Consider the following 11614-nt stretch of genomic DNA (forward strand, 5'->3'; position numbering starts at 1 on the left):
GTGTCAGTAAAGCGTGTAGGTCGGACATCTGGCCGCCCGTCAGATGACCTGCGCGACGGCCGGGCGGCCCGACCTGGGAGCAGGCTCTCGCCGCCTCCGCGCCCAGCGGATACGATCCGGCAGATACGCACTGGGAGGGAGGCCGACGTTGGGGCGGCTCACCGGCGGGGATCCGTCTCTGCTGCGACGCATCAACTCCGCCGTGGTCCTGCACGCGCTGCGCGCGGCGACCGCGTCCGGCACGGCCACCGGGGATGGCCAGGACGAGGCGGGCGGCTGCGCCGGGAGCGCGAGCCTCACCGATCTGACCCGGGTGACCGGGCTGTCCCGGCCCACCGTCGAGGGGGTGATCGACGGGCTGGCCGGCAGCGGTCTGGTGGTCGAGGTGCCCGCCGAGGAGGGCGGTGTCCGCCGCCAGGGACGCCCCGCGCGCCGCTTTCGCTTCCGGGCCGAGGCCGGGCATCTGCTGGGCATAGAGATAGGGCCGCACCGGGTGGCCGCGCTCCTGTCGGACCTCGATGGGCGCCCGCTCGGCTCGATCGTGCGCGAGGTGTCGGAGAAGGCGTCCGCGGACGAGCGGCTGGAGCGGGTGCGCACCGCCGTCGCGGATCTGCTGCGACGCGCCGGGGTGGCCCGGTTCTCGCTGCGCGCGGTCGGGGTGGGCAGCCCAGGCGTCGTCGAGGCCGACGGCACTGTCCATCTGTGCACCGCGCTCCCCGGCTGGACCGGGCTGCCCCTGGGCGAGCGGCTGCGGCGGTCCTTCCGCTGTCCGGTGCTGGTGGAGAACGACGCGAACACGGCCGCGGTGGCCGAGCACTGGAAGGGCGCGGCGGCCGGTTCGGACGATGTGGTCTTCGTGCTGGCCGGGTTGAGCCCGGGGGCCGGTTCGTTGATCGGCGGACGGCTCCACCGCGGCTTCGGCGGCGCGGCCGGGGAGATCGGGGCGCTGCATCTGCTGGGCCAAGAGGCCGCCCCGGAGGAGGTGCTCTCCACGACCGGGGAGCCGCTGAACCCGCTGGACGAGGCGCAGGTGGCGCATGTCTTCGCGCTGGCCCGGGACGGCGACGTACGGGCGCGGGCGGCCGTGGACCGCTTCGTCCGCAGGCTGGTGCACGACACGGCGGCCCTGGTGCTGGCGCTGGACCCAGAGGTCGTGGTGGTGGGCGGCTGGGCCGCCGGTCTTGACGGGGTGCTGGCCCCGCTGCGCGATGAGCTGTCGCGCTACTGTCTGCGGCCCCCGCAGGTCGCGCTCTCGCTGCTCGGCGAGGCGGCGGTGACCACCGGGGCGCTGCGGCTGGCCCTGGACCATGTGGAGCAGGAGCTCTTCGCGGTCGACAGCACGGTGACGACCCGCCGTGCGAGTCACTGAGGCGGGTCGCACGGGGGCCGTTTCGGGAGGCGTACGGAGCGGTGGCGCGGGGCGGGCCCGGATCAGCCCGCCAGCAGCTCTTCGCCCGCGTCGCCGAAGGTGAGCCGGCAGGTGTCGGCCCGGTACGTGGCCACGGCGACGGCCGCGGTGCGGCCCTGGGCCACATAGCGGGTGGTCACGAGGAGGACGGGGGCGCCGGGCAGCCGGTCCAGCTCCTTGGCGTCGTCCGCGCGGGCCGAGCCGAGCTCCACGGTCTGCTCACGGCCCTCCAGCTCCAGCCGGCGCAGCTCGCGCAGCACGGCGCGGGCGCGGGCCAGCCCGCTGGGGGTGTCGATGGCGGCGAGGCCGGGGACGGACTCGGACGGTACGTACAGCAGCTCGGCGGCGAGCGGCTGGCCGTGGCTCATCCGGGTGCGGCGCACCCGGTGGACCGGGGTGTCGGGGTCGATCTCCAGCAGCCGGGCGACCTCGGCGGGCGGGGCCACCTCGGTGCTGTCGACGGTCTGCCAGGTGTTCTCGCCGGAGGTGTCGGTCCAGCCGTGGGCGTAGTCCCCGACGGCCACGCCGACGCGGGGCGGGGCGACGGTGGTGCCGACGCCGCGGCGGCGCTGCAGCCTGCCCTCCAGCTCGAGCTGCTCGAGGGCCTGCCGGAGGGTGGCGCGGGCGACGCCGAAGCGGGCGGCCAGCTCGCGCTCGTTGGGCAGGATCTCCCCGACCGCGAACTCCGAGTCGAGTGCGTCGCTGAGCACGGTCTTCAGATGCCAGTACTTGGGCTCTGGCACCGATTCCAGCTGCGTGGTCCCCACCATGTCCCCCTTGATTCCGACGGCCGACTGGCTCGCGCGCCTTCACAGTTATGCGCGCTTCTTTATTAAAGGTTGTTGCAGTATCAATGCGACCATAAGGCGGCGTGCGTACTTGGTCAAGACCAATCCCTGACCGGTTATCGTCGGTGACCGTCGGAGCAGGATGCGTTACGGGGCGGGAGCTGAGCTGATGGGTATGGACCAGGTCACGGTGGTCACGGGGGGCAGTCGCGGCATCGGCGCGGCGGTGGCGGTGCGGCTCGCGCGCGCCGGGCACAGCGTGGCCATCGGCTACGAGCACGCGCGGGACGCGGCGGAGCGGTGGGCGGAGGCGGTGCGCGCGGAGGGTGTGCGGTCGATGGCCGTCCAGGCCGACACCAGCGACGCGGCGCAGGTCGAGGCGATGTTCGACCGGGTGCGCGAGGAGCTGGGCCCGATCACCGGTCTGGTCAACAACGCCGGGATCACGGGGCCGTTGGGCCGCTTCACCGAGACCTCGCCGGAGGTGATGCGCCGCGTGGTGGACGTCAATGTGACCGGGGCCCTGCTGTGCGCGAGGCGCGCGGCGCGCGAGATGTCCACGCGCCACGGCGGACAGGGGGGCGCCATCGTCAACATCTCCTCGGGCGCGGCGACGACCGGCAGCCCCGGGGAGTATGTGCACTACGCGGCCAGCAAGGCGGCGGTCGACGCGATGACCGTCGGGCTGTCGAAGGAGCTGGCGGCGGAGGGGATACGGGTCAACTCGGTCCAGCCCGGGATGACGCTGACCGACATCCACGCGCGGATGGGCGACCCCGAGCGGCCGTGGCGCGTCCAGGGGCGGGTGCCGATGGGGCGCCCGGGCGAGCCGGAGGAGATCGCGGGCGCGGTGGCGTGGCTGCTGTCGCCGGAGGCGTCGTACACGACGGGGGCGGTGCTGCGGGTCGCGGGCGGGCTGTAGCGGCGGCCGCGGTCGCGGTCGGCGGCGTGCGGTTGTCCGGGCCGTCGGCTATCGGGTCTACCCTCCGGTAACTCTTGCTGACATGCTGTCTCATACGCCGCGTGCGCCTACCGGAACGCCGATCGTGAGGAGCCACCCGATGCCCGCGTCCCTCTCCTTCTCCGTCGCCACCCCCGGCGGCCCCCGCACCGCCCGGGTCGTCCACGAACGGCGCGGCGCGGGACGGCCGTTGGTGCTGCTGCACGGCATCGGCCACCACTGGCAGGCATGGGAGCCGGTGCTGGACATCCTCGCCGTCGACCGCGATGTGATCGCCGTGGATCTGCCCGGCTTCGGGGCGTCGGACGCGCTGCCGGACGGCATCCCGTACGACCTCGACGGCGTCATACCCGTGCTCGACGCGCTCTTCGAGGCCCTCGGCGTCAAGCGCCCCGACGTGGCCGGGAACTCGCTCGGCGGGCTGATCGCCCTGGAGCTGGGCCGGCTCGGACTCGTCCGGTCCGTCACCGCGCTGTCCCCGGCCCGGTTCTGGACCGAGGCCGAGCGCCGCTACGCCTTCGGCGTGCTGGCCGCGATGCGGGCCGGGGCGCGGGCGCTGCCGCCGCCGATGGTGGCGTGGCTGGCCCGCGGCGCGGCCGGACGGGCCGCGCTGACCGGCGCCATCTACGCCCGGCCCGCGCGGCGTTCACCGGACGCCGTCGTCGCCGAGACGCGGGCCATGCGCGAGGCGGTCGGCTTCGGCGCCACGCTGGCCGCCGGAAGCTCCGGGCTGTTCACCCACGACATCCCCGATGTCCCGGTCACCATCGCCTGGGGCTCGCGCGACCGGCTGATGCCGCGCCGCCAGGGCGTCCGCGCCAAGCAGGTGATCCCCGGCGCCCGGCTGGTCCGCCTCCCCGGCTGCGGCCATGTGCCCATGAACGACGATCCCGCGCTGGTCGCCCGCGTCATCCTGGACGGCAGCCGCTGACAGCCGGCCGCCTCCGTACATCAACCTCCGCACCGCACGCGGCCAGGGTCTTTACTCCAGGCGGCCGCACCGTTATTCACTGGGCGTTCGCAAGAGCGGCATCTTGCACCGATAACAAACACAACAGCACAGCGGTTCTACGAGCGACGGAGGGCACCATGGGGCGGGAATCGGGCAGAGGGATCGGGCGGCGCACGGTATTGCAGGGATCGGCGGCCGCCTCGGCGGCGCTCGCGGTGCCCACCGTGGCATCGGCCGCCGCGTCGGCCGCGTCCGGCGCGCCCGCTCAGGCGCTGTCGGGGCGTCCGAGCGCCGAGTGGGGGGTGCAGGTGGGCGATGTGACGACGTCGTCGGGGCTGGTGTGGGTCCGCTCCGACCGTCCGGCCCGGATGATCGTGGAGACGTCCGCGACCGAGTCCTTCGCGCGGGCCAAGCGCTGGCACGGCCCGCTGGTCGGCCCCGGCAGCGACTACACCGGGCGCACCGCGCTGCACGGCCTGCCCGCCGGGAGCCAGGTGCACTACCGGGTGCTGCTGGCCGACCCGGAGGACCCGCGCCGCACCAGTGAGCCGGTGCACGGCACGTTCCGTACGGTTCCCGAGCGCCGTAAGGGCGTGCGTTTCGTCTGGTCGGGCGATCTGGCGGGCCAGGGCTGGGGCATCAACCCGGACCACGGCGGCTACCGCATCTTCGAGGAGATGCGCCGCCGGGAGCCGGACTTCTTCCTGTGCAGCGGCGACAACATCTACGCGGACGGCCCGATGACGGAGACCGTCAAGCTGCCCGACGGCTCCACCTGGCGCAACCTCGTCACCCCGGAGAAGACCAGGGTCGCCGAGACGCTGGACGAGTACCGCGGCAACTTCCGGTACAACCTGCTCGACCCCGCCCTGCGCCGGTTCCACGCCGAGGTGCCGACGATCACCCAGTGGGACGACCACGAGGTGCTCAACAACTGGTACCCGGGCGAGATCCTGGTCGACGACCGCTACACCGAGAAGAACGTCAACGTGCTGGCGGCCCGCGCGCGCCGGGCGTTCGCCGAGTACTTCCCGATCAGCACGCTGCGCCCGGACGCGAGCGGCCGGGTCTACCGGGTCCAGCACCAAGGCCCGCTGCTGGACGTCTTCGTGCTGGACTGCCGTACGTACCGCGACCCCAACTCGCCGAACCGCCAGCCGGAGGACGCCCAGGGCATCCTCGGCGCCGAGCAGCTGGCATGGCTCAAGCGCGAGCTGTCGCGGTCGCGCGCGGTGTGGAAGGTCATCGCCTGCGACATGCCGCTGGGCCTGGTGGTCCCGGACGGGACCACCGACTTCGAGGCCGTCGCGCAGGGCGACCCGGGCGCCCCGCTCGGCCGTGAGCTCCAGATGGCCGAGCTGCTGCGGCACATCAAGCACCGGAAGATCACCGGCACGGTGTGGCTGACGGCGGACGTCCACTACACCTCGGCGCAGCACTACGACCCGTCGCGGGCGGCGTTCAAGGACTTCGCGCCGTTCTGGGAGTTCGTCTCCGGTCCGCTGAACGCGGGCGCCTTCCCGGCGGTCAAGCTGGACGGCACGTTCGGCCCCGAGCAGCCCTTCGTCAAGGCGCCGACGGTGGCGAACGTCTCGCCCGCCGAGGGTTTCCAGTTCTACGGCGAGGTGGACATCGACGGCGACAGCGCCGAGATGACGGTCCGGCTGCGCGAGGACGGCGGGAAGGTGCTGTTCACCAAGGTGTTGCGGCCGGGTCTGGTCGGCCAGTAGCCGCGTTGCGCGGTGCGCGGCCCCGTACGGTTCGCCTACGGGGCCGCGCGCCGTAAGGCCGCCGCGTTCCGGTGCTTTGCACCGTAAGGGCGCCGCGTTCCCGTGCCGCTCACCGTAAGGCCGCCGCGTACCGTACGGGCATGGGATCCAGCGACGCCCCCGGCCCGGCCTCCCGGCTCACCTATCCGGAGGTGGGCGCCACCCGGCGGTGGCCGCTGCCGTCCGGCTATCGCCATCTGCGGGTGCGGACCCGTGTCGGCCACGGGCCGGCCGCGTTCGAGGCGGCCGGGCGGGCGGTGATGGACTGGCGGATGCACCGCGCGGTGGGGGTGTCGATCCGCGCCGCGGATCCGGTCGCCACGCCGGGGCGGCCGGTCGTGGTGGGTCTGGGGGTCGGGCGGCTGCGGCTGTGCGCGCCGTGCGAGGTGGTGTGGACGGTCGCGGAGGAGTCGCGGACCGGCTTCGCGTACGGCACGCTGCCCGGCCATCCGGAGCGGGGTGAGGAGTCGTTCGTGGTGGAGCTGGGGCCGGATGGCTCAGTGGTACTGACGGTGACGGCGTTCAGCCGTTCGGAGTCCTGGTTCGGCCGGGCCGGAGGGCCGCTGGTGCCGCTCTTCCAGCGGGCGTACGCACGGCGGTGCGGCAGGGTACTGCGCAGGTGGGCGGCAGGATGACGGAACCTCAGGCTTCAACCTTTTGATTTCGGACAAAATAAGCTTCTATTACCAGATGCGCCCTTAACCCATAGGTCACAGTCTGTTCGTGATCACGCAACACCTTTGCGCAAGGGTGTTTGCATGACATTTCGAGCGACCCCCGAGCCCCCTCACCGGCACCTCCCCCGCTGGCGGCACGATCTGGTCGCATGGTGGTCATCACGGCGCCAGGGCCACGCGCCGCCGGGCAGCTCACGTTCGCCCGCGGCCGACGCCCACCCCGCCCACGCCGCGGGCGCCCCGGAGACCACGGCCCCCGAGGCCACCACGCTGTGGCGGATGCGCACGACCGTACGGGACGAGCCGGGCACCCTCGCCGCGCTGTGCGCGGCACTGGCCGGTCACCGGGTCGACATCCTGGCTCTGCAGACCCATCCGCTGACGGACGGCACGGTGGACGAGTTCCTGCTGCGCGCGCCCGAGGCCCTGCCGTCCGACGGGCTGACCGACGCCGTCGCCGCCGCGGGCGGCCGTGACACCTGGGTCGAGCGGGCCGACACCCACGACCTGGTGGACGCGCCGACCCGGGCGCTGACCCTGGCCACCCGCACCGCCCTGGACGCCGCGGAACTCCCGCTCGCCCTGCGCCAGTTGTTCGGCCGCTGCACCATCCACTCGGTGCCCGCCAAGTCCATCAGCGGGCGGTCGCTGGACAGCACACCGCCCGCCGAAGGTGTCCTGGAGGAGACCGTGATGCGGCTGCGCGACCCGTCCGGCGGCGCGATCATCATCGAGCGGCCGTATCTGCCGTTCACCCCCACCGAGTTCGCCCGGGCCCGCGCGCTGGTCGAGCTGGACGCCCGGCTCGGCCCGCGGATCCCGCACGACGGCGATGTGCTGACGCTGCCCGAGGGCAACGCCATCACCGTGCGCCGCGCCGACACCGGCGACCTGGCCGCCGCCCGCGAGATGCACGCCCGATGCTCCTCCACCACGCTCGGGCAGCGCTACCACGGGCCGGTCGGCGACGCCGACCGCTACCTCGCCCATCTGCTGAGCCCCCGCTTCGGCCGCACCCTGGCCGCGTACACCGCCTCCGGGCGGCTGGTGGCCCTCGGCCATCTGCTGTGGGACGGGGACGAGACCGAGGTCGCGCTGATCGTCGAGGACGAGTGGCAGCGCCGCGGCGTCGGCGGGGAGCTGCTGCGGCGGCTGGTGGCGATGGCCGCCGAGACCGGCTGCGAGAGCGTCTACGCCGTCACCCAGTCGGCCAACACCGGCATGGTCGCCGCGATGCGCGCCCTCGAGCTGCCGCTGGACTACCAGATCGAGCAGGGCACGCTGGTGATCAGCGCCCGCCTCGACCCGGCACCGGCACCGGCACCGGCACCCGAGCCGGCCCTTCCGCTGCCGGTCCCGCCGCACGCGCGCTGAGGGGTCCTTGTCCCGCCCGGCGGGTGGACGCGGGCCACCCGTGCAGCTGCGGCCCGCTGCTCCGATCGGCAACCTCGTAGCACACCGTTCCTAGGGACTGAGCGGGGGTGAGTCCTGGTGTCAGAACTCACGCTCAGCCGTGTGCCCCGAACGGTTGTGGGCACACTGGTCCCCCGCTTTCGCTCCGCGTCCGGCGCCGACGGATCGGGTCCGTGGTCCGGGAATGCGGGGGCGGGTTTCCTCACGCCCCGGGAAACCCGATGCGGCCTGGACGGTCCGATGCCCCACCGCATCGCTCCGGTGCGGTGGGGGCGGTTGCGTCCGTCGCCGGATCGGGCGTCCCAGGGCGCGCCGTCCGATCGCCACGGCCGCAGCGTCGTGGCAGGTGGTTTTGCGGGTCCTTGTGGTCAGGGGCCGTTGCCAGTGCTGGGCGCCCCAGCGGCTGGTGTAGGCGGGATCGACGGCCACGATGGTGATGCCGAGCTCGGCTGCCATGGACACCAGCCTGCTGCGCAGCCTACTCACGGGCATGCCGGAGATCAGCTGCCGGAACCGCTTCCGCCGACCATGCTTCTCCCGGGTGGTGTCCGCCTGGAAGTCCAGGTCTTCGATCGCGATGGCCAGGCCATGGCGATTGGCCCAGTGCAGCAGGCGGATGATCGCGTGTCGGACCTGGGCGTCGCGGTGGTCCGCGCTGCCGGTGAGGTGGTAGTCGAATCTGCGGGGCTCGCCAACTGGGTTGCCGTGGGCATCCAGGCGCCAGGCGGCCAGGTGATCGGCATTGGTGTCCACACCGATCAGCCCACCGGACCGGACCGCCTCCAGCGGTATCGTCCTCACTGGCGGTATCTGCCAGGAGGCAGTCAGATACCAGCGTTCACGACGCACGTCGAAGTGGATGCGGTACGCCACAGCACGGTTCGCCTGGACGCGGTCCGCCCACTGCTGTCCCCGGTGCCGGAAGCCGATCCGGCAGGCCAGCACGTACCGGCCGTGGGGTGCGTTCGCCAGCCCGGCCAGGGGCGCCGGGAGCTTGATGCTCACCTCACCGTCCGGGGAGACACGGATCGTCTCGTTCCCGTATCGCTTCCCCGATTCGCCGTCGGCCTGGAGAAACCAGCGCTCTGCCTCCCACCGCACACGCCACTCGGCCTCGGTCAGCCAGGTGGCTTGGAGGTTGTGCCGGTTGCGCAGCAACTTCGCTCCACCCCGCACCACCCGCACGCGTCCTGCTTCACAGTCGGCCCGCTCCCGTTTCAGTCGGTCTTGGAGCAGGTGCAGGCGCCGGGACTTGGCGAACCACTCCTGTCGGGAGCGGTAACCGCCCGGCGAGCTCTTGGAACCCTTCGCCCCGATAGGTAGTGCCAGTCGGCGAGCGATCGTGTCGATGCTCGCCTGGAGGTACTGGATGTAGGCGAGTTGTCCGCGTCGAGCCAGTGCCCACTGGTCTTGCGTGGCCTTGGTGATGCTGCCCGCCCAGCGTGAGGAGGACTGGCCGGTCAATGCCCGCTTGCGCTGAGCCCACTGGTCCGTATCGTGATCCAGCCCGGCCGCGCAGCGGGCCTTCAAGTCCCGGGAGGCCAGGGAGCCCAGCAAGCCACCGACCAGACGCAGGACCCTCTGGTCCTGCCCGGTCAGACCCTTGAGGCTGTCACGGATGGCTACCCCGGACGGACCGGGCGCCACGAATGACGCTGCCACCTCGCGCAGTCTGTCCACCCCCTACGCGGCTCGAAGATCCCGTCAGGGCATCTAACGAGCACCTCCCGCAAAGGTCACATATTCGACGCAGGAACTCCGGTTCCCTTTCAAGGTGTCGCACGTCGTCGACCATCAGTCGTGTACACCAGAACGCGCCTAAGCGCGGTCAAGCGGCAACAGTTCCCAACCCCTGTTCCCATGCGTCACACCCCCGTGGTGCTGACGCCGCACCCCGGAACGTACGAGGATGGGCCGCATGTCCGATACCAAGAACGCTCCGCTGCCCCGTCAGGTCGCCGACGGCTATGTCGACGCCCTCATCGAACTCGACCCGATCACCGGCACCTACCTGGGCGTTCCCGAGAGTTCCCGGCGCCTTCCGGACTTCTCCCCCGAGGGGGCGAAGGCCATCGCCGACCTCGACCGGACCACCTTGGACCAGCTGGCCGAGGCCGAGGCGCGCCCCGGCGCGGACAGCGACGCCGAGCGCCGCTGCGCACGGCTGCTGCGGGAGCGGCTGACCGCCGAACTCGATGTCCACGAGGCCGATGAGCACCTGCGCGCGGTCAGCAATCTGAGCTCCCCGCTGCACTCGGTGCGGGGCATCTTCACCGTGATGCCCACCGAGACCGAGGAGGACTGGTCGGCGGTGGCGGCCCGGCTGCGCGCCGTACCGGCCGCGCTGGAGGGGTACCGCGCATCGCTCGCCGAGGGGCTGCGGCGGAACCTGCCGGCCGGTCCCCGGCAGGTGGCCACGGTCCTCGAGCAGCTGGCGGAGTGGATCGGCACGGACGGCGGCTGGTTCGCGGACTTCACCTCCGAGGGCCCCGACGCGCTGCGCGGTGAGCTGGACGAGGCCGCCGCGGCCGCCACGGGCGCGCTGGTCGCGCTCCGCGACTGGCTGCGCGACACCTATGCCCCGGCCGTCGAGGGCGCCCCCGATGTGGTGGGGCGTGAGCGCTACCGCCGCTGGGCCCGGATGTGGAACGGCACGGACCTCGACCTGGACGAGGCGTACGCGTACGGCTGGTCGGAATTCCACCGGATCCACGCCGAGATGCGCACCGAGGCCGAGAAGATCCTGCCCGGCGCCAACCCGTGGGAGGCGCTGCGCCACCTCGACGCCCACGGCGCCCATATCGAGGGCGTCGAGGAGACGCGGGTGTGGCTTCAGGAGCTGATGGACGAGGCCATCGAGCAGCTGGACGGCACCCACTTCGACCTGGCCGAACGGGTCAAGCGGGTCGAGTCGATGATCGCCCCGCCGGGCAGCGCGGCGGCGCCGTACTACACCCAGCCGTCGGTGGACTTCTCCCGCCCCGGCCGGACCTGGCTGCCCACGATGGGCGAGACCCGCTTCCCCGTCTACGACCTGGTCTCCACCTGGTACCACGAGGGCGTCCCCGGCCACCATCTGCAGCTCGCGCAGTGGGCGCACGTCTCCGACCAGCTCTCCCGCTACCAGGCCACGGTCGGCATGGTCAGCGCCAACGCGGAGGGCTGGGCGCTGTACGCGGAGCGGCTCATGGACGAGCTGGGCTATCTGTCGGATCCGGAGCGGCGGCTGGGCTACTTGGACGCGCAGATGATGCGGGCGCTGCGGGTGATCGTGGACATCGGGATGCACCTGGAGCTGGAGATCCCCGCCGATTCGCCCTTCCACCCCGGTGAGCGGTGGACTCCGGAGCTGGCGCGCGAGTTCTTCGGGCTGCACTGCGGCCGTCCGGCGGAGTTCCTCGACAGTGAGCTGGTGCGCTATCTGGGCATGCCGGGCCAGGCCATCGGCTACAAGCTGGGCGAGCGGGCCTGGCTGACGGGGCGGGAGGCGGCCCGTAAGGCGCACGGCGACGCCTTTGACGCCAAGAAGTGGCACATGGCGGCGCTGTCGCAGGGGTCGCTGGGTCTTGACGACCTGGTGGAGGAGCTGTCGGCGCTCTGAGCTCGTTGTCGCTTCCGTGCTTGTGGTGAGGGCGGGCCGCATCCG

9 protein-coding genes are annotated in these 11614 nt (G+C 72.4%); 7 read left to right on the top strand and 2 right to left on the bottom strand.

Annotation, left to right across the window (positions count from 1 at the left end; all coding sequences use genetic code 11):
* Positions 1-148 precede the first annotated feature (148 nt).
* Positions 149-1369 (top strand): ROK family protein, encoded by a 1221-nt coding sequence (locus tag GWI24_RS09170; protein WP_210945388.1) that lies wholly within the window; start codon positions 149-151, stop codon positions 1367-1369.
* A gap of 62 nt (positions 1370-1431) precedes the next feature.
* Here GWI24_RS09170 and GWI24_RS09175 read toward each other — a convergent pair whose 3' ends face one another.
* A complete protein-coding gene (locus GWI24_RS09175) occupies positions 1432-2175 on the bottom strand; it encodes a GntR family transcriptional regulator (protein WP_210945396.1) in 744 nt (247 codons plus the stop codon).
* A gap of 196 nt (positions 2176-2371) precedes the next feature.
* Between GWI24_RS09175 and GWI24_RS09180 the strand changes: the two genes are divergently transcribed.
* From GWI24_RS09180 to GWI24_RS09200, 5 genes are all read left to right on the top strand, one after another.
* Entirely contained in the window at positions 2372-3118 is a 747-nt protein-coding gene (locus GWI24_RS09180) for an SDR family oxidoreductase (protein WP_210945397.1), read from the top strand.
* A gap of 139 nt (positions 3119-3257) precedes the next feature.
* On the top strand, positions 3258-4088 hold the full coding sequence (locus tag GWI24_RS09185) for an alpha/beta fold hydrolase (protein WP_210945389.1): 831 nt from the start codon (positions 3258-3260) through the stop codon (positions 4086-4088).
* A 158-nt stretch (positions 4089-4246) separates the two neighbouring features.
* On the top strand, positions 4247-5839 hold the full coding sequence (locus GWI24_RS09190; RefSeq protein ID WP_210945390.1) for an alkaline phosphatase: 1593 nt from the start codon (positions 4247-4249) through the stop codon (positions 5837-5839).
* A 140-nt stretch (positions 5840-5979) separates the two neighbouring features.
* Entirely contained in the window at positions 5980-6513 is a 534-nt protein-coding gene (locus GWI24_RS09195) for a DUF1990 family protein (protein WP_210945391.1), read from the top strand.
* Positions 6514-6636: 123 nt separating this feature from the next.
* On the top strand, positions 6637-7929 hold the full coding sequence (locus GWI24_RS09200; protein ID WP_210945392.1) for a GNAT family N-acetyltransferase: 1293 nt from the start codon (positions 6637-6639) through the stop codon (positions 7927-7929).
* A gap of 120 nt (positions 7930-8049) precedes the next feature.
* Here the strand turns inward: GWI24_RS09200 and GWI24_RS09205 are convergent, their stop codons facing one another.
* A complete protein-coding gene (locus GWI24_RS09205) occupies positions 8050-9648 on the bottom strand; it encodes a transposase (RefSeq protein WP_210945393.1) in 1599 nt (532 codons plus the stop codon).
* A gap of 238 nt (positions 9649-9886) precedes the next feature.
* Here GWI24_RS09205 and GWI24_RS09210 point away from each other — a divergent pair, with 238 nt between their 5' ends.
* Positions 9887-11569, top strand: a complete 1683-nt coding sequence (locus GWI24_RS09210) for a DUF885 domain-containing protein (protein ID WP_210945394.1) — start codon at positions 9887-9889, stop codon at positions 11567-11569.
* Positions 11570-11614 lie beyond the last annotated feature (45 nt).

The organism is Streptomyces sp. MK37H (genome assembly GCF_018035285.1).
Taxonomy (GTDB): domain Bacteria; phylum Actinomycetota; class Actinomycetes; order Streptomycetales; family Streptomycetaceae; genus Streptomyces; species Streptomyces endocoffeicus.

Bases quoted from the DNA above. Each gene is read 5' to 3' on its own strand.
- GWI24_RS09185 (WP_210945389.1), top strand. From the start codon at position 3,258: ATGCCCGCGTCCCTCTCCTTCTCCGTCGCCACCCCCGGCGGCCCCCGC.
- GWI24_RS09210 (WP_210945394.1), top strand. From the start codon at position 9,887: ATGTCCGATACCAAGAACGCTCCGCTGCCCCGTCAGGTCGCCGACGGC.
- GWI24_RS09190 (WP_210945390.1), top strand. From the start codon at position 4,247: ATGGGGCGGGAATCGGGCAGAGGGATCGGGCGGCGCACGGTATTGCAG.
- GWI24_RS09180 (WP_210945397.1), top strand. From the start codon at position 2,372: ATGGACCAGGTCACGGTGGTCACGGGGGGCAGTCGCGGCATCGGCGCG.
- GWI24_RS09200 (WP_210945392.1), top strand. From the start codon at position 6,637: ATGACATTTCGAGCGACCCCCGAGCCCCCTCACCGGCACCTCCCCCGC.
- GWI24_RS09195 (WP_210945391.1), top strand. From the start codon at position 5,980: ATGGGATCCAGCGACGCCCCCGGCCCGGCCTCCCGGCTCACCTATCCG.